Genomic DNA, 25,120 nt, shown 5'->3' with positions numbered 1-25,120 from the left:
AATGGTCGAAAAGGCGCGGGACGGGTGCTGTTGGAACTTGCCCGAATCTCACATTTGGAGCGTCAAAATCGGGCGCTTTGTCCCCCATATGTCCCCCAGAACAAACCATGCGGGACGCAGGTGAAGCCGAAAAGTTATGTAAGTTGTTGATTTATAAGTGGTGCCCCCACACGGACTCGAACCGCGGACCTACTGATTACAAATCAGTTGCTCTACCAGCTGAGCTATAGGGGCACTGGCTGCCGATTACTGCCTTCGGAACAGGACTGCAAGTCGGAATTTCAGCATTCGGTTGGGGATTGCCGAAATTTCTGCGATTGTGTGAAACTCAACCTATCGAAGCGGCGGGCTTCGTTCTATGTGATGCGGGTCGAGGAACGCTTGGCAAAACCTTTGGGCGTAAGGAAAATATGCAGGTAGTCATTCACGCTGGGGTCGCCTTCACGGATGAAGGGCAATTGCTGGACTCGCTGGTCGCCAACAAAGGCGTCATCACTCAGACCGGGGCTTTTCCGCTGGGGCCGCGCAAGTGTCGGCATTTTGAAAGGATTATGTCGGATTCGATTCTGAAAAACCTGCCTCTCGCCGACACCCGGGATCAGTTGCGGGCGCTTCTGCCAGATACCTCGGGTTTCGGGCGTTTGATCGTGTCCAGCGAGAAATTCTTTGGCCCGATCAAGACTGCCTTGCAACATGGCCAGATGTATCCGTTTGCCGGACGGCGCATTGCATACTCGCAAGAGGTTCTGGAAGGGGCAGAGGTCGAGGTTTTTGCCGGGCTGATGAACCCGGGATCGTTCATTCCGAAGATTCTGACGGCAATGGACCCTGACCGCGCGCGGTCAATTCTGGACACCACGGACCTGAGCTGCCTGAGCTGGGTCAGCATGATCGAAGACCTGAGCGACCTGGCGCCCAACGTGAAGATCACGCTGTGGGAAAACGAGGACACACCCCTGATCTGGGGCGACATCGTGCGTGCCATGGCCGGTTTGGGGAATGACGTTGCGATAAAGGGCGAGCATACGCTGCTGGCCTCTTTGTTGACCGAGCAAGGCAAACACCAGCTTCTGCCGCTGATCCAACAGGAACAATCGGGGGCCAGGCTTGCCTCGCGCGATGAGTTGATCGCCTTGTTTGAAGACTATGCGCAGCCCGACCAGATCGAAGAGGAACTGGATCTGCCGGGCTGGAACGCAGATATCGTCAGCGCGTTTTCAGAACTTTACGCGCAGGATATGGCGAAAATCCGAACCCTGCCAAACATTCGGGTTCTGGACGTCTAGGCCGGGTTACATCCCCAGCGCTTCCTTATACATCTCCAGAACCGCTTCTTCTTCGGCGATGTCGTCTTTGTCGCGCTTGCGCAGCGCGATCACTTTGCGCATGACCTTGGTGTCATAGCCACGGGCCTTGGCCTCGGCCATCACTTCTTTCTGCTGTTCGGCGATGTCCTTCTTTTCGGCATCCAGACGCTCGAACCGCTCGATAAACTGGCGCAATTCGCCAGCGGTTACGCGGTAATTTGCGGTGGCCTGATCTTCGGTCATATCTTCCATCGACGTCTTTCCCTAAGGCTTGAATTGGATGCAGTTACCTCGCGGATACATCGGGTCCGCGCAGGTCGCAAGCACCCAATCCGTCACCGGGCTTGTCTGTGCCGGTGCGATCCAGTAAGCGCAGGTTCAATTCGCAGCAACTTTTTGGGGCGCCATGTTTGAAGTCATCACCTGGGGCGGGGCCGCCCTGTCACTGGCCGGGCTTGCCGGACTGGTCTGGTGCATTCTGCGCGTGATGAAGGCGCGCAAGGCCGGATTGTCGGATGATGAATTGCGTGCCGTGGTTCAGGGCGTTCTGCCATGGAACCTGGGGTCCCTGTTTCTGTCCGTGATTGGCTTGATGCTGGTCATCCTCGGGATCTCCTTCGGATGACCGCCCGGCGCTAGATCGGCATATTGTCGAACCGCGCTTCCATTGCATCTTCGCACAAAGCGGAATCCAACCGACGCAGGCGGGATGGAACATGCATGCCCTGTCGGCGCATATGATCGACAATCTTGCTGACACTTGGTTGCAGAGCCAGACGCGTATCCAGGCACGCGTTTTCCAGCTTTTGTTCAAGCTTCTCGACTTCGGAATAGATGGATTTCGGTTCCATATCGCTCCTCCCCAGTGATGCCAGTATCTCCGATATAGGTAACGGGATTAAGACCGGAACAGATTACTCTGATACTGTGCGGAAACCCGCCGGAGAGTCCGTCAATTTCGGCAATCCGGCGCGGTACGGTTAAAGTTTAAGCCAAATTAATCAAACCTGCCTTGACGGACATCAAAAACCAAATCGGATATTGCAACACATTCCATGGTCAATATATGAAGTATGGACAGGAGCGGAGGACCCCATGACCCCAAATGTGAAAGCGTTTTTTGACGATCAAACCTTCACGGTGTCCTATGTGGTGAACGAACCCGATGGAGCGGCCTGTGCCATCATCGACAGTGTTCTGGATTTTGACCACGCATCCGGTCGTACCACGACCAAATCGGCGGATGAGATTATCGACTACGTCCGGTCCCAGGGGCTCAGGACCGAATGGATCCTGGAAAGCCATGTGCATGCCGACCATCTTTCGGCGGCCCCCTACTTGCAGGATAAGCTTGGCGGAAAGATCGGAATTGGCGACCAGATCGTGACCGTGCAGGACACCTTCGGCAAAGTTTTCAACGAAGGGACCGAGTTTCAGCGGGATGGCAGCCAGTTCGACGCCCTGTTTGCGGAAGGCGACAGCTTTCACATCGGGCAGATGCGCGGCGACGTGCTGCACACGCCGGGTCATACGCCTGCCTGTTTGACCTATGTGATCGGGGATGCGGCCTTTGTCGGGGATACGCTGTTCATGCCCGATTTCGGCACCGCGCGATGCGATTTTCCGGGCGGTTCCTCATCTACGCTATATGCCTCAATCCAAAAGATCCTGTCTTTGCCCGATGATACTCACGTTTACGTCGGACACGATTACAAAGCCCCCGGGCGCGATGAATATGCCTGGGAAACCACGGTGGGTGAGCAGAAGGCGCTGAACATCCACATCGGCCAGGGGCGCAGCATCGAAGAGTTTGTCGAAATGCGGGATGCGCGCGACGCGACATTGGCAATGCCGCGCCTGATCCTGCCGTCTTTGCAGGTCAACATGCGCGCAGGTCAGATGCCGCCGGCAGATGAACAGGGCGATGTGATGCTGAAGCTGCCGATCAACAAGCTTTAACAAAGGGATCAATCGAACATGATGACGGCTTGGGTGATGGGCTTGATTGGCGGTGTGCTGATTGGCCTTGGCGGCGCGGTATACCTGTTGGGCAATGGCCGCATCATGGGTGCCAGCGGCATTTTGGGTGGGCTGGTCGATGGCAGTGCGCGCAACGAAGCGGTCGAGCGTTTGGCTTTCCTCGCCGGGGTGATCGGGATGCCCTTGCTGCTGCGGCCATGGATCGCACCGGGGGCCGAAACGCATTTGACCGGCAATCTGGTGCTGGTGATTGTGGCGGGGCTGTTGGTGGGCGTCGGTACGCGCATTGCCAATGGCTGCACCTCGGGGCATGGCGTGTGTGGCATTTCCCGGTTTTCAATGCGTGGGATCGTGGCCACGTTGATCTACATTGCAGCAGGCGGGCTGACCGTGCTGGGCTTGCGGCATATTCTGGGGATCGCATGATGCGAGTATTGATCGCAGCACTTGCCGGGTCCCTGTTTGGCATTGGCCTTCTGGTCTCTGGCATGACCGATACGACCAAAGTGCAAGGCTGGCTGGACGTTTTCGGGGATTGGGACCCGACCCTTGCCTTTGTGATGGGTGGTGCAATCCTGCCAATGATCCTTGCATGGCGTCTTACGACCGGACGGCACCCCATGGCAGGCGGTGAGTTTCCGGCCCCGACGCGCGCCGAGTTTGACCGGAGGTTAATTGTGGGCTCGATCTTGTTCGGGATGGGATGGGGCATGGTGGGGCTGTGCCCCGGTCCGGCGCTGGCCTCGCTCAGCTTTGGCGGCAGCGGCGGGGTGGTGTTTCTGCTGGCCATGATCACGGGAATGTTCCTCGCCCCTCACGTGGGGCCACAGCTAGACAGGGCTGCAAACGCGGCCTAAGGAATTGGCATGGAGATTCGACCTATTACCCCCCGCTACGCCGTCTCACCCCAGATCACGGTCGAGGATGTTCCGGCCATCGCCGAAGCCGGTTTCGTCAAGGTGATCTGCAACCGTCCGAATGCCGAAGTTCCGGCTGACATGCAGTCGGATGCAATCGGCGAAGCCGTGCGTGCAGCGGGTCTGGAATATGAAGTTCTGGAACTGACCCATCAGACAATGACACCTGAAAACGTGTCGCGTCAGCGCGACATGGCCGAGACCTGCAGCGGCCCGGTGCTGGCTTATTGCGCGTCCGGTACACGCTGCTCGGTCGTCTGGGCGCTTGGGCAGTGCGACCGGATGAGCACGGATGAGATTCTCACCGCAACAACCAACGCGGGCTACCAGTTGGAAAACCTGCGCCCAGCCCTGGATCAAATTCGCAACAACGCAGAGTGATCTTGCGGCCCTTCGGTCACATCGGATCTGCGCCATCATCCGGGCCGGTCAGGCCCGCCAGTTGCGAGATTTCCGCGACCATCTGATCCGAATCCGCAAATGAAAGATCGGTGTCCAGCGGATCGGGAATTTCGGTGACATTGGGATATGGGGTGACATCCACTGCGTCAGCGCCCCGGTTCGGCGTCCCGGCGCGGCTTGCGATGAAATCTTGTGCTTCAATATCGGACAGGGCGGGCAAAGCTGCGTGTTCATTGATGCGGACGGCCCGCAGACCGCCACTTTGCCCAAGTCGCCCCACTGCAGCCCGCGTGCGATCGATCGCCAGAACCTCGGTGCGATCAAGACGGGCCCGTTCCAAGGGCAAAACGTCACCAATCCCCAGCCCTGACAAATCGGACAGCGGCACATTCATACGGCACAGCACGGCGTTCAACTCGGCCCGCACAACGCCCGAGGATTGCTCAAGGCGTGCCCCCGCATCCGGTTGCGCCCCGGCATCCTCTTCGACGTCGCAGGGGCGTTGAGGCAACAGGATTGCGATATGGCCCTGCCGGACCCCTCCGGCCAGATCGATTGTCAGTTCGAAACCGCAATAGACCTCTTCCACCAGTGTCAGGCAAAGCGACCGCAAATCCCCGGCGCGGGCCATGTACTCGTAACCGGTCAGGTCGACCTCTTCCTCTACCATCTCGGCCAGTTCCGCAGCCTTGACCAACGCTTCTTCCACCAAAGGTGCAACCATTGCCGCATCGGTGTTGGTGAAGGCGCGCGCCTCGGGCGGTGTGGCGGAGAGCTGTCCAATCGTCTGGGTCTGCACAATTGCCGACACAGTGTTCGGGTCCAGACAAGCTGCGGCAACCCCGTCAGGACCCCGGAAGAACAACAGCAACCAATCGTCGCCCACATCCGCAACCAGATCGGCAGCGGGCTGGTTGGACTGTTTGGCCCCGATAACCGCCAAGGGCAGGTTCAGCCGATCCGCTGCGGCCCGCGCAAAACCCAGACGCAAGGCCCGCAGAATCGAGCGGGGCCGGTTCTTCAAATCCTCCCGCCCCGCTGAAAGCTTGCGCGCCAAAGCCGCATTCACAGTCTGTGCCATGCCCAAAGTTCACCAATTTGTCGTGTCCCTGACCACTGGTGTAACCCGGCGAGTGTTACGAAGTTCTTTAGACGACCCCTACTGCGCCGCCTGCTGATAGGCCAGCGGCAGGCTGACACGAAATGCGGCCCCGCCCTGCCCCGGCAGATAGGTGATCTCGCCCCCCAGTCGCTGCATGATCTCGCGGCAGATCGCCAGACCCAGCCCTGCGCCCCCGGCCTTGTCGGCGCCGACACGGGCGAATTTCTCGAAAACCAGCGATTGCGCCTCGGCGGGGATGCCGCCGCCGTTGTCGATGAAATCGATCACCAAGCGCCCGCCGACATCATGGGCCGAGATAGTCAGAACAGGCTCGTCCGCATCGCAGTATTTTTGCGCATTCGAGATCAGGTTGATAAACACCTGCCCCAACCGATCCAGATCGGTATGCAGAGCAAAGCGTTCGGACGTCCGGCTGCGACGCACGGTCAGGCCCCTGTCCGACCCGGCCAGGGCACTGGACACCGCGCGATCCAGAATTGAACGCAAAGTGCCTTCACCCATGTTCAGATTGACCTGCCCGTTTTCCAGAACGCTCAGGTCCAGCAGGTCGTCCAGCAATCGGGTCAGTCGCAGCGCCTCGTCATGAATGATCGCCGCATAGCGCGTTTGCTCTTCGGCGCTCAGCCCCTCGGTGTCGCGCATGATCTCGGAAAACGCTCGGATCGACGTCATCGGCGTACGCAATTCATGGCTGACCTGGCTAAGGAAGCTGTCTTTTTGTTCAGACACCAGCGTCAGCTTTGTGTTCGCTTCACGCAGTTGACGGGCGGTACGGCTCAGCTCGGCCGATTTCATTTCCAACTGGCTGGAATATTCAAGCAACTGAGCGGATTCGTCGGCCACAGCCAGCAGATCCTCGACCGACACCGACGCGCCACCGACGATCTGGCCAATCATCGCATGGGCCGTCGCCGCCCCGACGGAACCGCTGAGTTCCCGCTCCAGCCGGTTCAGGAAGCCCGGCGTCGGTTCGGGCATGTGCGAACGGGCCCCTTGTTGTTCCGCTTCGGCCAGAAAGAACTCCTGCGCGGGACCTGTGCCCAGAATCCGCTGGGTCATGATCATCAGGTCTTCGCTTTGCGCCACCGATCCGGTCCACCCGCGCGGGGCGACGGAATGATCAAAGACGTTGACGAACTGCGCGCCTTGCAGGCGTTCCAGCGGGCTGGGAAAGCTGAGCAGCGAGGCAACGCAGAATGCGATTGTGTTCAGGGACATCGACCACATCACGGTGTGGACCATCGGGTCCATTCCTTCGATGCCGAACATCGCCTGCGGGCGCAGCCAGCTGATCCCGAACGGCCCGTAGTCCAACACCGACTGCGGCATCCAAGCCCCGCCCATCCCGGGTAGAAGCAGCGTGTAAATCCACAGAACAAACCCGACCGACAGCCCAACCAAAGCGCCCGTCCGCGTCGCCCCTCGCCAGAACAGGCCACCGACCAGAGCGGGCAGAATTTGTGAGATACCGGCGAAGGCGATCAACCCGATCGAGGCCAGCGCCGCGCCACCCCCGGACAGGCTGTAGTAGAAATACCCCAGCGCCATGATAACCGCGATGGATACGCGCCGCGCCATCAAAACGATGTTGCGCACATCGCCTGAAACCGAGCCCGCGCTTTCATGGGTATTCAGCCAGATCGGCATGACCACATGGTTCGATACCATCGTCGACAAGGCCATGGCCGTCACGATCACCATCGATGTGGCCGAGGAAAACCCGCCGATAAAGGACAACATGGCCAGCCAGTCATTGCCCTGAGACAGCGGCACCGTCAGAACAAACAAATCCGGGTTTGATCCGGGCGGCAACAGGTCCAGCCCGACGACAGCGATGGGGACGACAAACAAGCTCATCAACAGCAGATACAGCGGAAAGGCCCAGGCGGCGGTTCTCAGGTGGCCTTCGTCGTCGTTTTCCACGACCATGACCTGAAACATCCGTGGCAGGCAGACGAAGGCGGCGGCAGACAGAAAGATGAAGGTGGTCCAGCGCCCGGCATCCACATGCCACTGGCCAATCTCGGACGCATCAATCTTGTCCATCATCGGACCGATGCCGCCAGCAATGCCCCAGACAACGAAGACACCAACCGCAATCAGGGCAAACAGCTTGACCACGGATTCAACCGCAATCGCCATGACCACGCCATGATGGCGCTCATTCGCATCTAGATTTCGGGTGCCAAACAGAATGGCAAAGACGGCCAGCCCGGCGGCAACCCAGAACACGTTCGACCCGCCGCGATAGAGGCCCGAGGGATCAGCCTCGACAAAGATCGAGAAGGACAGTGTGATCGACTGAAGCTGCAGGGCGATATAGGGCGTGCCGCCCAGAACGGCCAGAATGGTGACGCAGACCGCCAGCGTATTGGATTTGCCATAACGCGACGACAAAAGGTCCGCGATGGATGTCACCCGCTGGCTGCGCCCGACGCGGACCAGTTTACGCAATCCCCACCACCAGCTGACCATCACCAGCGTCGGGCCCAGATAGATCGTCACAAATTCCAACCCGGATCGGGCCGCGTTGCCGACCGCACCATAAAACGTCCAGGCGGTGCAGTAGATCGACAGGGACAGCGTGTAGATCAGAGGTGAGCGTAGCCACTTCCCCTTCCCTGCCGCAGCCATTCGGTCGGCGGCAAAGGCAACGCCGAACAACAGCACTACATAGCCCAAACTGACCAGGATCAGGATGTTGAGCGTGGCCATCACTCGGTGTCCGCGTCAAAGTCGCCGCGCATGCCCAGGCGACGGGCGGTCAGGCCAAAGATCAGGCCAACGGCGATCAGAAAACCCCAGCAGACGAAGATGTAGAACATCGCCGAAGACAACGGCACCGCCTGATCCCCGGACGCCCGGTCAGGCCACAGCAGCGGGATCGCCAGCAACGCGGCCCCCATGAAAGGCAACAACCGCGCCGCGTCGGTCAGCCTGCGGCGGCGATAGCTTTGGCGTCCCAGAAACAGCGAGGGGCGCGTGCCTTTTGGCTTGGGGTCTGTTTCTTCCGGGGGGCTCATAATCGGGATGCCTGCGCGTGCAGATCCCGCACCGCAGTCAGCACCTCTGCATTGGAAAAGGGTTTGGTCATGAAGCGGCTGACACCCGCATTCTCGGCCATTTCCCGATCCCTGGATTGTCCGCGCGCGGTCAGCATCAGGATCGGCAGGCTTTGCATGTCGTCCAGGTCTCGCAAGTCGCGCAGAATATCCATGCCACTTTTCCCGGGCAGCATGACGTCCAGAATCACCAGGTCCGGGTTCGCTGCCCGGATCACCTGAACGGCGTCTGCCCCATCGGCATGTGTTTCAACCTGCCACCCTTCGCGGGTCAGCAAAAATCGGATTGCCTCAGCTATGTTCGGCTCATCCTCGATCAACAGAACCTTGCGGCTCATATTTGCAGTTCCTCCCCATGGCAACTGGCGCACAAAGCCCGCTGCCACCGCCAGATTAAGCGCTCAGTCAGGATACTGTCAAAAGCCTTCGTTTAGAATCGAAGGCTCGCGCCGGGATGCACAGTCTTTGCTGGGGCACACCCGGCAGTTTGCCCCAACCCGGGTCGAGGCGACACCCTGCACCCCATCCCCGACCGGGCGCACCAACATGGCTGAGCGATAGGCAGGGTCCTGATCGTATCCGGGCGTAGAATGAAGCCAGGCATAGGCGTGGCATTCAAATTCAGCAGAACTGCGCCCAAGCTGCGCGATCTGCTTTCGCACCGGTACCAAGGGACGGCTTAACGCGGTGAACAGCGGCCATAACGGGCAAGCCTCGCCATGACGCGGCAGAACAAAACCGGGAAGCGGCTTGAAGAACAGGATGCTGCCGGATGCGTCGCACAGAACCAAACCGGCCGGGCGGTGCAGTACACTTTCCGGCAGAAAGGCCATCCGCCGCAGAACCGTTGCAACATCGACCGAGAGCAGGCGGGCCAGTTCGATTGGGTCCGGCTCTTTCGCCTCCATCAGCTTTTCAAGCTGGGCAAGCGGCATGGCCCTTGCGTCCTGTGCGCACAGGTCCAGAACCTCGCGCGCCACGGTGCGCGCGGCGGCTGTGTTCAGCCCGTCCAGATTGACATCCGCGGACCCGCCCTCATCGAGTTCGGGGAAACTGTAACCGCGCGCGGCAAAATAGCTTTCGACCTCTTCCAGGGGTACGCCCCGCGGGTCAGTGGCCGAGTCGCTTTCGTCCAGATAGGTCACCAGCGCCTTGGAACTGTCGGCCAGCCGTTCGGCATCCTGATGAAGGTTCTTGTGAAATCGCTCCTGCCACTCGGCATCAATGTCCTGCGTGTCCGCCAGAATGCCCGCCGTCGAGCGAATCGCGGCTGCCGTCGACAGAACCTCGTGCATCGCGGCCGCCAGATGCGGGTCGTGGGTCAAACGGTCTGACAGGGTTTCTACCGTGCGCTCTAACGAGATCACCCGCTGATGCATTTGCGCCAAGACACCCGCCCAGCCCGGAAAGCGCCCGGCGAATTCCTCAAGCCCGTCAACCTCGGCCTCTTGCCCGACCGCATCAACCGCCGCCTCTCGCAAGGCCGAGATCAGCGTGGCCTCGATCCCCTGCGTCAGCAGCGATGGCTCAACTGCCAGTGCCCCGGCAATATCGACCAACAATTTGCCCCCGATCCGGCGGCGATTGTGTTCGATCAGGTTCAGGTAGGACGCAGAAATTCCGACACGACGCGCCAGTTCAGCCTGTCGCAACCCGGCAATCTGGCGCCGTTCACGTATGCGGCTTCCGGTAAGAGTGTCGCGCATAGCACCACCTCCTGAGCGCTGCGAATGATCTAGTTGTTTTCAGATTATTCTATTTTTTGCATTCAGTTAAGTCGTACTTTTCACTATGGATTTACAACTTTGACACCGACGGCGAAAAGCACGATGGCGCAGAATATCCGGCGACTGCGCAAGGCCCCTTCTAATCCGCCTCAATTCCCGGCACGATAAGACCATGAGCGACCCCGCATTCGAATACGCCCCCATCGGTCTGGTTGAACTGGAAAACCGGATCATCCGGCGGTGCAATCTGCAATTCGCACGCACCTTCGGGGGCGAGGAAGTCGATTATCGCAACATGCCGCTTTTGCATCTGTACCCTTCGGTCGCTGATTGGGAACGGATCGGGGAACGCAGCCTGCAGGTGATGCGCAGCACCGGCTATTATACCGACGAACGGGTGATGCGTCGGCGCGATGGCGATCTGTTCTGGTGCCGGGCGCGAGGACGGTCGCTGACACCCGACGACCCGTTTCGCCATGGAATCTGGAGCTTCTCCGATATCTCTGAAGAGCGCCCCCTCGTCGAGTTGACCGTGCGCGAACGCGAGGTCGCAATCCTGTCCTGCCGGGGTCTTTCGGCAAAAGAAATCGGCATGGAACTGGGGCTGAGCTACCGCACGATCGAGGCCTATCGCGCCCGCCTGCTTGAAAAATTCGGGGCGCGTAAACTGCCGGAACTGGTGGCGAAACTGTCAGGCATGCCCCTGTGACGCGAAACTGCCTGAGCAGCAGGGGCAAAAGGTTCGTTTTCTCCTGTCAGACTGCGCTTTTCATGACCGGTCGCTTGGCTTATAACGCTGCGTAATCATACCAAAGCCCGCGCGAACAGACGGGCCAAAGGGGAACCGTCGAGGACACTCATGACAGATACCAAACACGAAGCGGATGTGGCGTTCATCAAGGCACTGGCCGAATTGCTGCGCGAAAACGACCTGACCGAACTGGAAGTCATGCGCGAATATGGCGACGACGACAGCCTGAATGTCCGCGTCAGCCGTGCAGCTCAGGCGGTTGCCGCCCCGGTGCAGGTTGCCGTTCCTGCGGCTGCACCCGTCGCACCCGTTGCCGCAGCAGCCCCGGCCGCCGCGGAAGCCCCCGCCGCACAGGAAGATCCGGCCAGCCACCCCGGCGCTGTGACGTCACCCATGGTCGGCACGGTCTACATGCAGCCCGAACCTGGTGCGCCTGCCTTTATCTCGGTCGGTGCGTCCGTGTCCGAAGGCGACACGCTGCTGATCGTCGAAGCGATGAAAACCATGAACCACATTCACGCGCCCAAATCGGGCACAATCAAGCGTGTTCTGGTCGGCGATGGCGATGCTGTGGAATTCGGCACCCCTCTGGTCATCATCGAGTAAGGCGGGCCCATGTTCGACAAGATCCTGATTGCCAACCGAGGCGAGATCGCCCTGCGCGTCATCCGCGCCGCGCGCGAGATGGGGATTAAGACGGTCGCCGTGCACTCCACCGCCGACAGCGACGCGATGCATGTGCGCATGGCGGACGAATCGGTGTGCATCGGCCCTCCGCCCAGCCCGCAAAGCTATCTGTCGGTGCCCGCTATCATCTCGGCCTGTGAGATTACCGGCGCGCAGGCGATCCATCCCGGCTATGGCTTCCTGTCCGAAAATGCCGAGTTTGTGCAGATCGTCGAAGACCACGGCATCACCTTCATCGGTCCCACCGCTGAACATATCCGCGTCATGGGCGACAAGATCACCGCCAAGGACACGATGAAGGAACTGGGTGTGCCTTGTGTTCCCGGCTCGGACGGTGGCGTTCCCACGCTGGAAGACGCCAAACGCATCGGTGAGGAATTCGGCTACCCCGTCATCATCAAGGCCACCGCCGGTGGCGGCGGGCGCGGCATGAAAGTCGCGATGAACGCTGCCGAGATGGAAAGCGCCTTCATGACCGCCCGGGCCGAAGGTAAAGCCGCCTTTGGCAATGACGAGGTCTATATCGAGAAATACCTGACCACGCCGCGCCATATCGAGATTCAGGTCTTCGGCGACGGCAAAGGCAACGCCGTCCATCTGGGTGAGCGTGACTGTTCCTTGCAACGTCGCCACCAGAAGGTGTTCGAAGAGGCCCCCGGCCCCTGCATCACCCCCGAAGAACGCGCCAGAATCGGCAAGATCTGCGCCGATGCGGTGGCCAAGATCAACTATATCGGCGCGGGCACCATTGAGTTCCTGTACGAAAATGGCGAGTTCTATTTCATCGAGATGAACACCCGCCTGCAGGTGGAACACCCTGTCACCGAAGGAATCTTTGGCGTCGATCTGGTGCGCGAACAAATCCGCGTTGCAGCTGGTGAGCCGATGTCCTTCGGTCAGGACGATCTGGAAATCAACGGCCACGCCATCGAGGTTCGGATCAACGCCGAAAAGCTGCCAAACTTCTCTCCCTGCCCCGGCAAGATCACCGCGTATCACGCGCCGGGTGGTCTGGGCGTACGGATGGATTCGGCGCTGTATGACGGCTATTCGATCCCACCCTATTACGACTCGCTGATCGCCAAGCTGATCGTTCAAGGCCGCGACCGGGCCGAGGCTCTGGCCCGTCTGGATCGCGCTTTGGGAGAGTTGATCGTGGACGGCATCGACACAACCGTGCCCCTGTTTCACGCGCTGTTGCAGGAACCCGACCTGCATAGCGGCGACTATAACATCCACTGGCTGGAGCACTGGCTTGCGGAGAATATGGGCGAATAAAGTCGCAAGGCCGGACGGGTCCACCCGTCCGGGCTCCGGGCATATCCGATGAGCCTGACCCCTGAACTTCTGCTGCATGGATATTCCATCGGCATTTTTCCGATGGCCGAACATCGGGATGACCCGGACCTGTTCTGGGTCGACCCGAAACTGCGGGGCGTGTTCCCGCTGGACGGATTTCACATCTCACGAAGTCTGGCCCGGCGTATCCGTAATTGCGGTTTCGACGTCACTATCAACCGGGATTTTGCCGCAGTCGTCGACGGCTGCGCCGACAGGGCCGACACCTGGATCAACGCCGAACTGCGAGATCTCTATAGCCAATTGCATCAGGCCGGCCACGCGCATTCGCTTGAAATCTGGGACCATGACCAATTGGTCGGCGGCGTTTACGGGGTTGTTCTGGGCACAGCTTTCTTTGGGGAAAGCATGTTTTCGCGCCGCACCGATGCCTCAAAAATCGCCCTGGCCTATCTGGTCGATCGGCTTCGCCAAACCGGGTTTCAACTGTTCGATACCCAGTTTCTGACGGCCCACCTTGCCTCACTCGGGGCCATCGAAATACCGCGCAGCCGCTACAGGAAAGCATTGGAAGATGCGATCAGCGCCAGCGCCGATTTTACGGCCCCGATAACTCAGTCGGCTGGGGGTGTGATACAGCGGATCACCCAGACATCGTAACGCGCGTGATCCAAAGCGTTCAGCGCGGGCGACGTGGCGATCATCCAACCATCAAACAGCTGATCGGCTTTGCCCGTTTCCCAGATCGTCAGATAGGCAAAGGCATCGCCCGTCGGGTTGTCCGCCGGATAGCGGCAATCCCCTAGTGCGACGTCCAGACCAAACACCGGCTGAGTCTCGCCGCTTTGCATTTCGACATCGACCGTCTGACCGCTGACCTTGTCCAGGCCACGCAGCATCGCCCCGGGCCCGGATTCAACCTTCTGCTGTGCCGCCGCGCCCGTCGCGCAGAGCAGCAGAGCGGTCAGCGCCAGCCCCCTCATTCGCCGCCGTCTCCGGCAACGAATTTGACCAGCAATGAGATCAGGCTGACCGCGCCCTGTGTGTCCTCAATCTCGTCCCCTGGCTCAAAAAAGAACGGAGAGCCGCCGGGCATCACCTCGACAAAGTTGCCACCCAGCAACCCCTCGGACGAAATCACAATGGCGCTGTCATCGGGCACCAGAATCCCGTCAGAAATCGTGAAGGTCGTATCCGCACGGTACGTGTCCGCGTTTAGTTCAACACCGGTTACGGTGCCGATCTTGACGCCAGCCAGACGGACATCGGTGCCAACACCAACCCCTTCGAGCGAGCGGAAGGACGCGCCCAACTCGTAACCAGTGCCGCCCTGGGACAGGCCGGTCGATTGGCTGGCATAAACGCCAAATGCAACGGCAACGGCCAATACGGCGCCACCGACGAAAACTTCGGTCCAATTATGGGTCGACATTGCTCGCCTCTGTTATTCGGGGCTCCAGGCCTCGTAATCTTTGCGCTCGACCGGATCAGGCCTGCGCAACGATCCTGCCGGAGTGTATGCCAATGCAGTGCCCGTCAGGTTTTCCTGATGCGGCTTTTCCCAGGATTTGTGGGGCAGCGGCTTGTCGGTCGGCGGCTCATCCCAAGTCCGGTGCAACCAACCGTGCCAGTCCGGATCAACGCGGCTCGCCTCTGCCTCACCGTTGAAAATCACCCAGCGTTTGCTGTCATCCGCATTGCGGTAAAACACGTTGCCTTCATTGTCTTCACCAACTTTGACACCTTTGCGCGCTGTATAAAGTTTCGTGTTCAGGGTCGCCCCGTTCCACCAAGTCACAGCCTGCAAAAGAGTGTTCAGAAGTCCCATAGGTGATCTCCGGCGTGTTCGTCAGGCAAGATATGACCGAAAGGCGGGCAAAGGTCCAGTACCACCCGCGTGACTGCGTCACTCGGGCAAGAATGCCGTCACTTCGATTTCAATACGGTATTTCGGATCGATCAGACCACACTCGATCATCGTCGCCGCCGGAGGGTTTGCGCCAAAGGTTTCGGCCAGAATGGGCCAGCAAGGTTCAAATTCATGACAATCCGGCAACATGTAGGTGACGCGAACAACGTCTGAGAATTCCGCTCCGGCCTCTGCCAGTGCTTTTTCTATGATGGACAACGCAGACCGGCATTGTGAGACAACGTCATCTCCCTGCCCGACGGTCCCGGCAACATGTACCCAACCACCTGCAACCACGGCGCGGCAATACCCGGCCTTGGCTTCGAATTCGCCACCTGAAGAAATACGTTTCACTGCGATCCACCGTACCGAGAACTTAAAAGGACTCCACCACGCAAACCGGATTCATTGCGAGGCTCTGCCTCGCGCTCCGAGATATTTTTAGCCAGATGAAGAATGGATCCGCCCTTCTTCTGTTTCAAAATACCTCGGGGGAATCGTGGCTTGCCACGATGGGGGCAGAGCCCCCCTGAACCGTCGCTTGGGTTAACCTGCGGATGCAGATTCCGGTGCTGCATCTGCGTAAATGATCAGGGGCTGCGCGTCCGAACTGACCGCCTCTTCATTGACGACAACTTCGGTCACGTTCTTCATGCCCGGCAGCTCGAACATCGTATCCAGAAGAATATCCTCAAGGATCGACCGCAGTCCCCGCGCGCCCGTTTTGCGTTCGATCGCTTTCTTGGCAATCGCCTTCAGCGCATCGTCCGTAAAGCCAAGCTCGGCATCTTCCAGTTCGAACAGGCGCTGGTACTGCTTGACCAGAGCGTTCTTGGGCTTGGTCAGGATGGTGACCAGAGCATCTTCGTCCAGATCTTCCAGCGTCGCCAGTACCGGCAGACGGCCAACAAATTCCGGGATCAGGCCAAATTTCAGCAGATCTTCAGGCTCGAGATCCTTGAAAATCTCACCCACGCCGCGGTCATCATTGTCACGCACATCGGCGCCAAAGCCCATGGCCGACCCTTTGCCACGTTGCGCAATGATCTTGTCGAGACCCGCAAAGGCCCCGCCACAGATGAACAGGATGTTCGTGGTGTCCACCTGCAGGAACTCCTGCTGCGGGTGCTTGCGCCCCCCTTGCGGCGGAACGCTGGCCACGGTGCCTTCCATCAGTTTCAGCAGCGCCTGTTGAACACCTTCGCCGGAGACATCGCGCGTGATCGAGGGGTTCTCGGACTTGCGGGTAATCTTGTCGACCTCGTCGATGTAGACGATGCCGCGCTGCGCCCGCTCGACATTGTATTCGCTGGCCTGGAGCAGTTTCAGGATGATATTCTCGACATCTTCACCCACGTAACCGGCTTCGGTCAGCGTGGTTGCGTCCGCCATGGTAAACGGCACATCCAGAATACGCGCCAGAGTCTGCGCCAAAAGCGTCTTACCGCAGCCCGTCGGGCCGATCAGCAGGATATTGGACTTGGCGAGTTCAATATCACTGCCCGCTTTCTGGGCGTGGTTCAGACGTTTGTAATGGTTGTGCACCGCCACGGACAGCACACGCTTGGCGGTCGCCTGACCGATCACGTAATCGTCCAAAACCTCGCAGATATCTTTGGGCGTCGGCACACCATCGGATGACTTCAGCCCGCTGGCTTTGGTCTCTTCGCGGATGATATCCATGCACAGCTCGACACATTCATCACAGATGAAAACGGTCGGCCCCGCGATCAGCTTGCGCACCTCATGCTGGCTTTTTCCACAAAAGCTACAGTAGAGCGTGTTTTTGCCGTCACCGCCTGAATTCGTCGCCATGATCTACCTTTCGGGCTTCGTCCCTGCGCCCCTGTCTGCCGGGGCGCCCTTGCGCATGTTCGTGCAGCTTAGGCCAGCACTGTGGCGGCTACAATCTCAAAATGACCCCCGCGCGATGGGCGCGGGATCCGTCTCTTAGGCCTCTTCCGTGTCCATCTTGGCACGGTTTTCAACGATCTCGTCGATGTGGCCCCATTCTTTCGCCTCTTCCGGGCTCATGAAATTGTCACGATCCAGCGCCTTTTCAACCGCCTTTTTGGTTTGGCCGGTATGACGCACGTAAATGTCATACAGACGATCCTTCAGCTTTTGCGTCTCGGCCGCGTGGATCATGATATCGCTGGCCTGGCCCTGATAACCACCACTGGGCTGGTGCACCATGATCCGGCTGTTGGGCAGCGAGAACCGCATCCCCTTTTCACCACCGGCCAGCAGAACCGACCCCATCGAGGCCGCCTGACCGATCACCAGCGTCGAACATTTCGGCTTGATGTACTGCATTGTGTCGTAGATCGACAAACCGCTGGTCACCACACCACCCGGCGAGTTGATGTAGATCGAGATTTCCTTGTTGGGGTTTTCCGCCTCAAGATGCAGCAGCTGGGCCACGACGAGATGGCTCATCCCGTCATGGATCGGACCGTTGATAAAGATGATCCGCTCTTTCAGCAGACGCGAGAAGATGTCATATGCGCGCTCGCCGCGGCTGGTCTGTTCGACCACCATGGGGACAAGCGTATTCATGTAGGTGTCTACTGGATCGAACATTCGTAACCTGCCTGATTTGCTATGGTTCGGGAGACTATCCCAACAAGTATTACCCGAGTCTTAGTGTCGCCACTGGGGGGCTGCAAGGGGGGCTGCAAACATCGGCCCCTGATTGTGGAAATGTTGGTGGGTTGCGACGGCCGACATGCCTGAAACCGACCTGTTCCGCGAATGCCTCTGGATCATAAGGGACAAGGGTTACGATAAATTCCCCTTACATTCATCACGACATTTTGATTCATGCATATAGGAAAATACGTCCAAACTACGCAACGGAGTGTTTCGCACGCAAAGCACTTATGGAACGAAAACAACGCCCGCTCGGCGGGCCTGCAAGGAAAAGAAGCGATGGCCCTTCCCCAGCTATCTTCGGACATGACTCGAGATGATCTAGACCGAATGGTCGACAATGCGACCCGCGCCTCAAACTTTCTGAAGGCGATCAGCCACGAAGGTCGGTTGATGATCCTGTGTCATCTTGTGTCTGGCGAAAAATCTGTAACCGAACTGGAAGAGTTGCTGTCCGCCCGTCAGGCCGCCGTATCGCAACAATTGTCCCGGCTGCGGCTGGAAGGTCTGGTCTTGCCGCGACGTGAGGGCAAAGCCATTTACTACCGGCTTGCAGACGATCGCCCCCGCAAGATGCTGGAAACCGTTTACGAACTGTTTTGTCAGGACGACGCAGCCTAACGCTGGCCCGCCGTTGGAAAAGGTGCTACCGAACACAGGATCGAGCACTAAGGAGACAAGCATGATCCGCGCAATTCTGATTGGCCTGAGCCTGTTTGCACTGACCGCCTGCGAAACCGCCAAAGGCGCTGGCAAAGACATTGAAAAGGCCGGAGACGCGATCCAGAACGCCGCGACCGAGGTTCAGGAGAACATCTGACACGCCCAGCATATTGCGGGGTCGCGTAGAATTGCATCAACATATTGTTGAAAACCTGATCCGAAGGCGCTAGGCTGACAGGCACAGGTGCATAGACGCGGCATTGCATTTCTGGCGTTAAGACGGGGTTCTTTCGTGCGAACGAAAGAACCCCGTTGCCATTTGCGGGGGTCGTAAGTGGTAGCCTGTATGGAACCTTGATCCTGAATAGGAAAAGGCGTCAGGTGCGCAGACGCGGTCTTTGCATGCATCCTTTCGGACACTCCTGACGCCTTACCGGTCCGACTTGCCCCGAGGGGTGCGTCGATCCAGTTGCCTCAGCCCCTTGCGAAACTGTGGCTGCCGCTTTGAACCCGAAGGCCATCGCAGCGCGCCTGAACCGTTTCAAACGCTGACCTATCACCACTGGGCGGACACCCAACACTGACCGATCACCGCCTGGCAAACCTTTGCAAACTAAGCCAAATCCTAAGATCTACTCAACTTGCTCCGGCCACCTTGGCCCTTGCGCCCCGCCGCCCTATCCGAAGAAGTGCTGCGGTAGTAAGACTGTTACATTGCGCCCTTTATCCGGCAAGAAAATAGCACTGCAGCATGGAAATTAGACGGGGATAACCTGTTGATATCTGGCTGGAGTGCGATGTGGATAAATCGAGAAGTTTTGCAACCGCGCAGGCTTGGTGCCGGAAAAGTCGAAACACCGGGCACAGGTCCAAAAATCGCCCGATGCTGCAGGTGCGAACTTGAAAACAAACGGTCTCGCAGCCGAATCCACCCCCAAACCGCCCCGAATCGAACGACTCGGGGCCGTTGATCTGAGAAGCGCTCCGACCTGACCTTAGCTACCTATTACAGGCCGCCGGAATAGACGGCAGGTACCCCCTACATGCGATCAGGCCGGAAACGCTTCAGTTCACCTGTCGTTCCAGAACGGTGCTGTAGGTCGTTCCGGTCCGCAGGCTACGGAAATCCGCATAGATCCTGCCATCCTCATAGCGCGCATCGATCAGCGCGTTCACACCGACGGCTGGCTCGGCCGAGCTTTCGACGATCCCGATCTTGCCCGAGCCGTCCTGACTGATCGAACCGGTCGCCTCATACAGCGTCCAGTCATCCATCGCACTGCGCCGCCACATGCTGGGGCCCCAAAACACGTTGTCCTGCTGCGTCTGGATCTCCAGCACCCATTCCGACTGGTTGAACCGAGGCGCATCGCCCGTGGCCGCATTCGACGGCGACACGGTGGTCTGGCTGGCCGTCCAGGTGCCGCGCAGATCGGGCGTGGTTTCGGCAGCCGCGCTGCCAAGGGCGAGGGTCGAGGCCAAAGCAGCCGCTCCGGCAGTCATATATCTGGTCATGGTCTCTCCTCCGTCAGATCGTGGCCATCACTGGCCTTGTCGTACAGATTGGGAGGGGGAGAGGCGGTTACAACTTACCTAAAGGAAACTTAACGGCAGGCTCAGCTTGGCGTTAGATGACGCGCGCCCTCAGGCCCAGGCCAGCGCGGTGCCGAGGATGACAAGGCCGATGCCAAAGACCTCACGATACGAGAAATTCTCGCCGAACAGGAAATATGAGGCGACGGCGATCAGGATGACCTCAGCCCCCAGAATGCCGGTGTAGATGATGCCCAACCGTTCCTCGCGAAGCGCGGCGAGTTCCAGCGTCGCGCCCGCCAATAACGTGGCGACGATCAACAGGCCGAGGCCGATGCCGGGGATTTTCCACCAGAACTTCATCGCGATCATGGCAACGGAATAGAGGCCAGCCGATCCAAGCGCGATGAGGGGGATTATGGATGTCGACATTGGAGCCTCCTGCGGAGAGTTTCCGATAGGTCAACAGTATCAGATTGTAGAGTTGATAGATGTGAATTGGGTCACAATACAAATGCCCCCTCACCCTCGTAGGGCGGGCTTCAGCCCGCCAATGGAACCGCCAGAGACCCGACAGCCAGTTAGGCCACAGCAAATGGCGGGCTGAAGCCCGCCCTACGGAGGCGCTAACGGTCGATCAACAAAACAGAGAGCAGCGCCGACCCGAGGGGGTGAGGCCCGTCTCGGAAACGGTCCGGGGGACCGTTTCAGGGCCAAGCGGGCGGAGCCTCGGGGCGCAAACGCGCCGCCCCATGGGGGCGGGTCGGCGCGGTCGTGCTGCCAGGCGTGTGGGTTGAAATTTGAAAGAGCGAGAGAGTTAAATTGAACTAGCTCCATGAAGTCTCAAAATAATTCTCATTCAATATCTTGAACGTCAATTTCCATCACCCAAATAATCAAAACTTACTCAATCTTAAGGAGAATAAATGGATTACACGGAAGCCCAAATTCGACACGAAGTTTTAGTCGAACTAGCATCTTCAAAGAACGGAACACTGACAATCACTGAGTTGATTGATTTGTTGGAAGCACGGCTACAGCCAACGGGTCATGACGCGGACATAGTTGAAAATCGGTCAGATACATATTTCTCGCAGAAAGTGAGGAACACCGTTAGCCATCGAGATAACGGAACGGGCCTACAGTCAAACGGCCTTGCAGACTACAGCTCAGATTTTGAAAGCTGGACGATAACAGACAAAGGTCGTGCCGCCGTTAATAAATAGGCAAGGCTTACTTTTGCTTATATCCGACCGGCAACCATTTCAGCTGTGTGGGACCGCAATGCTGTTTGTCCCACACAAACCAAGCATATGCTGTAGTACCACTGCCCTTTCTCACAGCGCCCTTTGGGTAAAACGTAATCCGTTCACTGAAAACCCAAACGGTGCTCGGAGGACAAACTGAAAAGATCGTTTTTTGACGGCCTGCGCTTTCCAGAAATGCAAGACGCAGAAGAAGAGCAAACTTGTGGCGGCATTGAGCAAGACCGGCGTGAACGAACTCCTCAGCACTGTGAAACGGCGGATTGGTGACGATATTGTCTTCCATTCGTTTTTCGAGAGTGAAGTCGACCCCAGACATTCCGTAGCCTCGATCATGCAAATCAGAAGACACTACCTCAAATCCATTGTCCAAAAAAACGCTAGACATAGCGCCGTCACCACAGGCTGGCTCCCAAATCTTGCCAGAGAATTGCTCGCTATCAATTAACACCTGTGTAGCCCAGCTAGGTGTTGGGTAAAAATCTGGGCCGTCTAAATCCGCGATACGCTTAAGAGTTGGCTGCGGGGCCAACACAAACTGGTCTTTCATCGATCTGCTCGCTTTTTTCCCACTGTATCAGATCAAAGTGAACGAGCAATCGATCTGTGAATCGCAAGTATTTTCAGTCAGTTAAGACAGCTATCGGTAAGTGGGTCCGTACGCGCGATACCCCACCGTGTAGGCACGCAGCTGGCTGCACCAACCGCTTTCGCCCATCCGCTGTAAAAACGGACAGCTTTTAGCTATCCATTTTTAAGGCGCTAATAAACGCTTCCTGCGGGATATCAACCTTCCCGAACTGGCGCATCTTCTTTTTACCCGCCTTCTGCTTGTCCAGCAGTTTGCGTTTCCGCGTGGCGTCGCCTCCGTAACACTTCGCCGTGACGTCCTTGCGCAGGGCCGAGAGGGTCTCGCGGGCGATGACCTTGCCTCCGATGGCGGCCTGGATCGGGATTTTGAACATGTGGCGCGGGATCAGGTCTTTCAGCTTTTCGCACATCGCCCGGCCCCGCATCTCGGCCCGGTCGCGGTGAACCATGGTCGACAGCGCGTCGACCGGTTCGTCATTCACCAGCACCGACATCTTGACCAGATTATCCTCGGTATAACCGGTCATCTGGTAGTCAAAGCTGGCGTAACCCTTTGTTACGGATTTCAGGCGATCATAGAAGTCGAACACAACTTCGTTGAGGGGAAGGTCATAGACAACCATCGCGCGTGAACCCGCATAGGTCAGGTCCAACTGGATGCCACGCCGGTCCTGGCACAGTTTCAGCACGTCGCCCAGATATTCATCCGGCACAAGGATGGTCGCCTTTATGCGCGGTTCTTCAAGGTGATCGACCTTGGACAGGTCCGGCATGTCGGCGGGGTTGTGCAACTCGATCATCTCACCGTCTTTCATGTAGACGTGATAGATCACCGACGGCGCGGTGGTGATGAGCTCGACATTATATTCGCGTTCGATGCGGTCGCGGATGACCTCAAGGTGCAGAAGGCCCAGGAATCCGCAGCGGAAGCCAAAGCCCAGCGCGGCCGAGGTTTCCATTTCGTACGAGAATGAGGCGTCGTTCAGCGCCAGTTTCTCAATCGCGTCGCGCAGATCTTCGAACTCGGCGCTGTCCACGGGGAAGAGGCCACAGAACACCACCGGCTGCGCGGGCTTGAAGCCGTCCAGCGCAACTTCGGTGCCGTTGCGATCATTGGTGATCGTGTCGCCGACGCGGGTGTCGCGGACCTGTTTGATGGATGCCGTCAGAAACCCGATCTCACCGGGGCCTAAGGACTCAACCATCTCCATCTCGGGCCGGAACACGCCGACGCGGTCGACGTGATGCAGGGTGCCGTTCGACATGAACTTGACCCGCATGCCCTTTTTCAGCGTGCCGTCCATGATGCGGACCAGAACGATCACGCCCAGATAGGCGTCGTACCACGAATCCACCAGCATCGCCTTGAGCGGCGCGTCCAGATTGCCCTGCGGCGCGGGCAGTTGGGTGACGATGGCCTCGAGCGTCTCGTGGATGCCCTGCCCCGTCTTGGCGCTGACCTGAATCGCGTCGGTCGCGTCGATGCCGATTACATCCTCGATCTGTTCGGCCACGCGGTCGCAATCGGAGGCTGGCAGGTCGATCTTGTTCAGCACCGGCACAATCTCATGATCGGCGTCGATGGCCTGATAGACATTCGCCAGCGTCTGCGCCTCGACCCCTTGGGTCGAGTCCACTACCAGCAGAGAACCCTCGACCGCGCGCATGGAGCGGCTGACCTCATAGGCAAAGTCCACGTGACCGGGGGTGTCGATCAGGTTCAGCACGTAATGCTCACCATTATCGGCGGTATAGTCGATGCGGACCGTGTTGGCCTTGATGGTAATGCCGCGCTCGCGCTCGATATCCATGCTGTCGAGCAGTTGTTCCTTCATGTCGCGATCCTTGACCGTTCCGGTCTCTTGGATGAGCCGGTCAGCAAGGGTGGATTTGCCATGGTCGATATGCGCGACGATGGAGAAATTGCGGATATGAGCGAGGTCTGTCATGTTCCGCGTATTAGCGGGTTTTTTAAGGCGGTCAAGGTGGAGAACGACAGCAACCAGAACCTGAGCAACGAAACAATTGAGACTTGGCAGTCGAAAGCCAGCGAAACCACGTTGCGCAACGTACTGCGACGGAATGGGCTGCGATCTGTACCGGCTGCGACGAGTATCGCCACGCGTTTGACAGATACTAAGAATGTGCAACGTCTACGTGGTTTCCTATGTGCCTATCTCAAGCTGCTTGTCAGTACAGTCGGTGATACGGAAGCCCATGCGCTCATTTCGCTAAAGCATCGGCGCGACGAATTTGATCACGTTGCAAAAGAAGAGTCGGGCGAGTTCGATTTTCGGTTTGGAGCACTAAGAGAAGCGGTCGCGGGACTGACCGGCGAACGTGAGCTGAATTCTTGTAACCGGGCATCTATCAACAGGCTGAACAGCTATTTTCGAGGAGCCGCCGGCGCAGATGGCCAATTGCGCGGGGATGCCACCAAACTGCTGCACCAATCGATCAACGGCGATTTCTCAGCCGAAGACCCTTTCGCCTTACGTTTGTGGTCTGAGGAAAACTCATTTTCATCTTGGCGCACCAATCATTTGATGGATATCGTCGCCCACGAGTTTGGCACCGACTGGTTTCGGGAATGGTATTCGGGGTTCCTAGTTGGTCGTCCGCTGGATTGGGACCAACAGCTCCGGGTGGCAGAGATCGACGACGCAGTCTGGAATATTGGCCCCAGAGCGGTGGCGGACGCGATTGAGCGCATCCGAGCTCGATTTGAGGTCGAGACGGCCTTGGCCGATCTAAGCAAAACTCTGAACACAAAAACCGCCGCCCGCCATGGGATCGGCGGAAACAACCCACCTGAGAGCATCCAGGACGAACATCTATCCAGCGCGGTCACGTTGATCTGGGAAGCAGAAGAGGAGCTCTCGAACGCTTTGGAGCAGGAAAGTCCTGCTCGTGAGTGGATCGAGGCTATTCTTGCAAAATTCAAAGCCGGGTTGAACAGCCTTATCAAATGGTCTGCTGGAAAGATAAATTTAGCTGTTGGCACAGCGATCGTAGCTGGAACCACCAAGGGCGCGACCGTTGTTGTGGACACCTACATTGCCAAACATCCGGAAAAGATCGAAGCGGTGATCGAAACCCTGCAGCGATGGATACCATTTCTGTAGTAGCCGACACCGGCTGAGGTGTTTCTGTCCCGTGTATTCACTTTTTCCAACCACCCAATTGATCCGCTCCCCACTTTGATTCATACTCCGCCGCAGACCGAGAGGGGCACAAGACCCGTCCGGGCAG

Annotated in this window: 31 protein-coding genes and 1 tRNA gene; 14 read left to right on the top strand and 18 right to left on the bottom strand. The window is 58.3% G+C overall.

Annotated features, from left to right (window positions below):
• Nucleotides 1-158 precede the first annotated feature (158 nt).
• A tRNA-Thr gene (locus tag ACR0C9_RS16850) sits at nucleotides 159-234 on the bottom strand.
• Between the two features lie 176 nt (nucleotides 235-410).
• Here ACR0C9_RS16850 and ACR0C9_RS16845 point away from each other — a divergent pair.
• The gene (locus ACR0C9_RS16845) at nucleotides 411-1,286 is read left to right on the top strand and encodes a hypothetical protein (RefSeq protein ID WP_170454062.1); all 876 of its coding nucleotides are present in this window, start codon (nucleotides 411-413) and stop codon (nucleotides 1,284-1,286) included.
• A gap of 6 nt (nucleotides 1,287-1,292) precedes the next feature.
• Here the strand turns inward: ACR0C9_RS16845 and ACR0C9_RS16840 are convergent, their stop codons facing one another.
• A complete protein-coding gene (locus ACR0C9_RS16840; protein ID WP_170454064.1) occupies nucleotides 1,293-1,559 on the bottom strand; it encodes a DUF2312 domain-containing protein in 267 nt (88 codons plus the stop codon).
• Between the two features lie 154 nt (nucleotides 1,560-1,713).
• On the opposite strand from ACR0C9_RS16840, the gene ACR0C9_RS16835 reads away from it, so the two are divergent.
• Entirely contained in the window at nucleotides 1,714-1,932 is a 219-nt protein-coding gene (locus tag ACR0C9_RS16835; RefSeq protein ID WP_170454066.1) for a hypothetical protein, read from the top strand.
• Nucleotides 1,933-1,942: 10 nt separating this feature from the next.
• Here the strand turns inward: ACR0C9_RS16835 and ACR0C9_RS16830 are convergent, their stop codons facing one another.
• Nucleotides 1,943-2,158 carry a hypothetical protein gene (locus tag ACR0C9_RS16830; RefSeq protein WP_170454068.1) on the bottom strand — a complete coding sequence of 72 codons (216 nt, stop codon included), beginning with the start codon at nucleotides 2,156-2,158 and terminating at the stop codon, nucleotides 1,943-1,945.
• 244 nt (nucleotides 2,159-2,402) lie between these two features.
• Between ACR0C9_RS16830 and ACR0C9_RS16825 the strand changes: the two genes are divergently transcribed.
• Genes ACR0C9_RS16825 through ACR0C9_RS16810 form a run of 4 tightly spaced genes read left to right on the top strand, consistent with a single transcriptional unit; the run spans nucleotide 2,403 to nucleotide 4,585 of the window.
• Entirely contained in the window at nucleotides 2,403-3,266 is an 864-nt protein-coding gene (locus ACR0C9_RS16825) for an MBL fold metallo-hydrolase (protein ID WP_480781503.1), read from the top strand.
• Nucleotides 3,267-3,284: 18 nt separating this feature from the next.
• Nucleotides 3,285-3,713 carry a YeeE/YedE thiosulfate transporter family protein gene (locus ACR0C9_RS16820; protein WP_170623649.1) on the top strand — a complete coding sequence of 143 codons (429 nt, stop codon included), beginning with the start codon at nucleotides 3,285-3,287 and terminating at the stop codon, nucleotides 3,711-3,713.
• Complete coding sequence (locus ACR0C9_RS16815; RefSeq protein ID WP_480626867.1) at nucleotides 3,713-4,144, top strand: DUF6691 family protein; 432 nt, start codon at nucleotides 3,713-3,715, stop codon at nucleotides 4,142-4,144. Before ACR0C9_RS16820 ends, ACR0C9_RS16815 begins: the two co-directional genes overlap by 1 nt.
• Nucleotides 4,145-4,153: 9 nt before the next feature.
• Nucleotides 4,154-4,585: a TIGR01244 family sulfur transferase gene (locus ACR0C9_RS16810; protein WP_170454074.1), complete on the top strand. Its 432-nt coding sequence runs from the start codon at nucleotides 4,154-4,156 to the stop codon at nucleotides 4,583-4,585.
• A 16-nt stretch (nucleotides 4,586-4,601) separates the two neighbouring features.
• On the opposite strand, the gene ACR0C9_RS16805 is transcribed toward ACR0C9_RS16810, so the two are convergent.
• The 5 genes from ACR0C9_RS16805 to ACR0C9_RS16785 form a co-directional block, all read right to left on the bottom strand.
• Nucleotides 4,602-5,687 (bottom strand): FliM/FliN family flagellar motor C-terminal domain-containing protein, encoded by a 1,086-nt coding sequence (locus ACR0C9_RS16805; protein WP_480626775.1) that lies wholly within the window; start codon nucleotides 5,685-5,687, stop codon nucleotides 4,602-4,604.
• Between the two features lie 78 nt (nucleotides 5,688-5,765).
• Complete coding sequence (locus tag ACR0C9_RS16800; protein WP_170623652.1) at nucleotides 5,766-8,444, bottom strand: sensor histidine kinase; 2,679 nt, start codon at nucleotides 8,442-8,444, stop codon at nucleotides 5,766-5,768.
• The gene (locus ACR0C9_RS16795) at nucleotides 8,444-8,752 is read right to left on the bottom strand and encodes a hypothetical protein (RefSeq protein WP_170623655.1); all 309 of its coding nucleotides are present in this window, start codon (nucleotides 8,750-8,752) and stop codon (nucleotides 8,444-8,446) included. Before ACR0C9_RS16795 ends, ACR0C9_RS16800 begins: the two co-directional genes overlap by 1 nt.
• Nucleotides 8,749-9,129, bottom strand: a complete 381-nt coding sequence (locus ACR0C9_RS16790; protein ID WP_170454082.1) for a response regulator — start codon at nucleotides 9,127-9,129, stop codon at nucleotides 8,749-8,751. The genes ACR0C9_RS16795 and ACR0C9_RS16790 overlap by 4 nt, the downstream gene beginning before the upstream one ends.
• Nucleotides 9,130-9,207: 78 nt before the next feature.
• Nucleotides 9,208-10,497 (bottom strand): helix-turn-helix domain-containing protein, encoded by a 1,290-nt coding sequence (locus ACR0C9_RS16785; protein WP_480781502.1) that lies wholly within the window; start codon nucleotides 10,495-10,497, stop codon nucleotides 9,208-9,210.
• Nucleotides 10,498-10,690: 193 nt separating this feature from the next.
• Between ACR0C9_RS16785 and ACR0C9_RS16780 the strand changes: the two genes are divergently transcribed.
• From ACR0C9_RS16780 to aat, 4 genes are all read left to right on the top strand, one after another.
• Nucleotides 10,691-11,227 (top strand): LuxR C-terminal-related transcriptional regulator, encoded by a 537-nt coding sequence (locus ACR0C9_RS16780; RefSeq protein WP_170454086.1) that lies wholly within the window; start codon nucleotides 10,691-10,693, stop codon nucleotides 11,225-11,227.
• A 150-nt stretch (nucleotides 11,228-11,377) separates the two neighbouring features.
• The gene (gene accB, locus ACR0C9_RS16775; protein WP_170520700.1) at nucleotides 11,378-11,875 is read left to right on the top strand and encodes an acetyl-CoA carboxylase biotin carboxyl carrier protein; all 498 of its coding nucleotides are present in this window, start codon (nucleotides 11,378-11,380) and stop codon (nucleotides 11,873-11,875) included.
• 9 nt (nucleotides 11,876-11,884) lie between these two features.
• Nucleotides 11,885-13,234 carry an acetyl-CoA carboxylase biotin carboxylase subunit gene (gene accC / locus ACR0C9_RS16770; protein ID WP_170520698.1) on the top strand — a complete coding sequence of 450 codons (1,350 nt, stop codon included), beginning with the start codon at nucleotides 11,885-11,887 and terminating at the stop codon, nucleotides 13,232-13,234.
• A 48-nt stretch (nucleotides 13,235-13,282) separates the two neighbouring features.
• A complete protein-coding gene (gene aat, locus ACR0C9_RS16765; RefSeq protein ID WP_170454091.1) occupies nucleotides 13,283-13,915 on the top strand; it encodes a leucyl/phenylalanyl-tRNA--protein transferase in 633 nt (210 codons plus the stop codon).
• Here the strand turns inward: aat and ACR0C9_RS16760 are convergent.
• The 6 genes from ACR0C9_RS16760 to ACR0C9_RS16735 all read right to left on the bottom strand — a co-directional run bounded on the left by ACR0C9_RS16760 (nucleotide 13,870) and on the right by ACR0C9_RS16735 (nucleotide 17,747).
• A complete protein-coding gene (locus ACR0C9_RS16760; RefSeq protein ID WP_170520694.1) occupies nucleotides 13,870-14,238 on the bottom strand; it encodes a DUF2155 domain-containing protein in 369 nt (122 codons plus the stop codon). The two genes, aat and ACR0C9_RS16760, sit on opposite strands and share 46 nt — an antisense overlap.
• Nucleotides 14,235-14,687 carry an outer membrane lipid asymmetry maintenance protein MlaD gene (gene mlaD, locus ACR0C9_RS16755; protein WP_170454095.1) on the bottom strand — a complete coding sequence of 151 codons (453 nt, stop codon included), beginning with the start codon at nucleotides 14,685-14,687 and terminating at the stop codon, nucleotides 14,235-14,237. Before mlaD ends, ACR0C9_RS16760 begins: the two co-directional genes overlap by 4 nt.
• 12 nt (nucleotides 14,688-14,699) lie before the next feature.
• The gene (locus ACR0C9_RS16750; RefSeq protein WP_170454097.1) at nucleotides 14,700-15,083 is read right to left on the bottom strand and encodes an NADH:ubiquinone oxidoreductase subunit NDUFA12; all 384 of its coding nucleotides are present in this window, start codon (nucleotides 15,081-15,083) and stop codon (nucleotides 14,700-14,702) included.
• A 78-nt stretch (nucleotides 15,084-15,161) separates the two neighbouring features.
• Nucleotides 15,162-15,524 carry a RidA family protein gene (locus ACR0C9_RS16745; RefSeq protein WP_480781550.1) on the bottom strand — a complete coding sequence of 121 codons (363 nt, stop codon included), beginning with the start codon at nucleotides 15,522-15,524 and terminating at the stop codon, nucleotides 15,162-15,164.
• A 186-nt stretch (nucleotides 15,525-15,710) separates the two neighbouring features.
• Nucleotides 15,711-16,979, bottom strand: a complete 1,269-nt coding sequence (gene clpX, locus ACR0C9_RS16740; RefSeq protein ID WP_170454099.1) for an ATP-dependent Clp protease ATP-binding subunit ClpX — start codon at nucleotides 16,977-16,979, stop codon at nucleotides 15,711-15,713.
• A gap of 135 nt (nucleotides 16,980-17,114) precedes the next feature.
• Entirely contained in the window at nucleotides 17,115-17,747 is a 633-nt protein-coding gene (locus tag ACR0C9_RS16735) for an ATP-dependent Clp protease proteolytic subunit (protein WP_170454101.1), read from the bottom strand.
• A 348-nt stretch (nucleotides 17,748-18,095) separates the two neighbouring features.
• Here ACR0C9_RS16735 and ACR0C9_RS16730 point away from each other — a divergent pair, with 348 nt between their 5' ends.
• Together ACR0C9_RS16730 and ACR0C9_RS16725 are read left to right on the top strand one after the other, a co-directional pair.
• Nucleotides 18,096-18,437: a metalloregulator ArsR/SmtB family transcription factor gene (locus ACR0C9_RS16730; protein ID WP_170623662.1), complete on the top strand. Its 342-nt coding sequence runs from the start codon at nucleotides 18,096-18,098 to the stop codon at nucleotides 18,435-18,437.
• A gap of 61 nt (nucleotides 18,438-18,498) precedes the next feature.
• Nucleotides 18,499-18,636 carry an entericidin A/B family lipoprotein gene (locus ACR0C9_RS16725; RefSeq protein ID WP_170623664.1) on the top strand — a complete coding sequence of 46 codons (138 nt, stop codon included), beginning with the start codon at nucleotides 18,499-18,501 and terminating at the stop codon, nucleotides 18,634-18,636.
• Between the two features lie 908 nt (nucleotides 18,637-19,544).
• On the opposite strand, the gene ACR0C9_RS16720 is transcribed toward ACR0C9_RS16725, so the two are convergent.
• Together ACR0C9_RS16720 and ACR0C9_RS16715 are read right to left on the bottom strand one after the other, a co-directional pair.
• On the bottom strand, nucleotides 19,545-19,994 hold the full coding sequence (locus tag ACR0C9_RS16720; protein ID WP_480781501.1) for a hypothetical protein: 450 nt from the start codon (nucleotides 19,992-19,994) through the stop codon (nucleotides 19,545-19,547).
• Between the two features lie 129 nt (nucleotides 19,995-20,123).
• A complete protein-coding gene (locus tag ACR0C9_RS16715; RefSeq protein ID WP_480781500.1) occupies nucleotides 20,124-20,444 on the bottom strand; it encodes a hypothetical protein in 321 nt (106 codons plus the stop codon).
• Between the two features lie 494 nt (nucleotides 20,445-20,938).
• Between ACR0C9_RS16715 and ACR0C9_RS16710 the strand changes: the two genes are divergently transcribed.
• The gene (locus tag ACR0C9_RS16710) at nucleotides 20,939-21,238 is read left to right on the top strand and encodes a hypothetical protein (RefSeq protein WP_480781499.1); all 300 of its coding nucleotides are present in this window, start codon (nucleotides 20,939-20,941) and stop codon (nucleotides 21,236-21,238) included.
• Between the two features lie 7 nt (nucleotides 21,239-21,245).
• Here ACR0C9_RS16710 and ACR0C9_RS16705 read toward each other — a convergent pair whose 3' ends face one another.
• Nucleotides 21,246-21,827 (bottom strand): hypothetical protein, encoded by a 582-nt coding sequence (locus ACR0C9_RS16705; RefSeq protein WP_480781498.1) that lies wholly within the window; start codon nucleotides 21,825-21,827, stop codon nucleotides 21,246-21,248.
• Between the two features lie 190 nt (nucleotides 21,828-22,017).
• A complete protein-coding gene (gene lepA / locus ACR0C9_RS16700; protein WP_480781497.1) occupies nucleotides 22,018-23,817 on the bottom strand; it encodes a translation elongation factor 4 in 1,800 nt (599 codons plus the stop codon).
• Here lepA and ACR0C9_RS16695 point away from each other — a divergent pair.
• On the top strand, nucleotides 23,773-24,993 hold the full coding sequence (locus ACR0C9_RS16695) for a hypothetical protein (protein ID WP_480781496.1): 1,221 nt from the start codon (nucleotides 23,773-23,775) through the stop codon (nucleotides 24,991-24,993). The genes lepA and ACR0C9_RS16695 overlap by 45 nt on opposite strands.
• Nucleotides 24,994-25,120 lie beyond the last annotated feature (127 nt).

The sequence above is a fragment of the Ruegeria sp. C12 genome, assembly GCF_056537745.1.
This window is presented reverse-complemented; position numbering and strand designations above follow the sequence as displayed.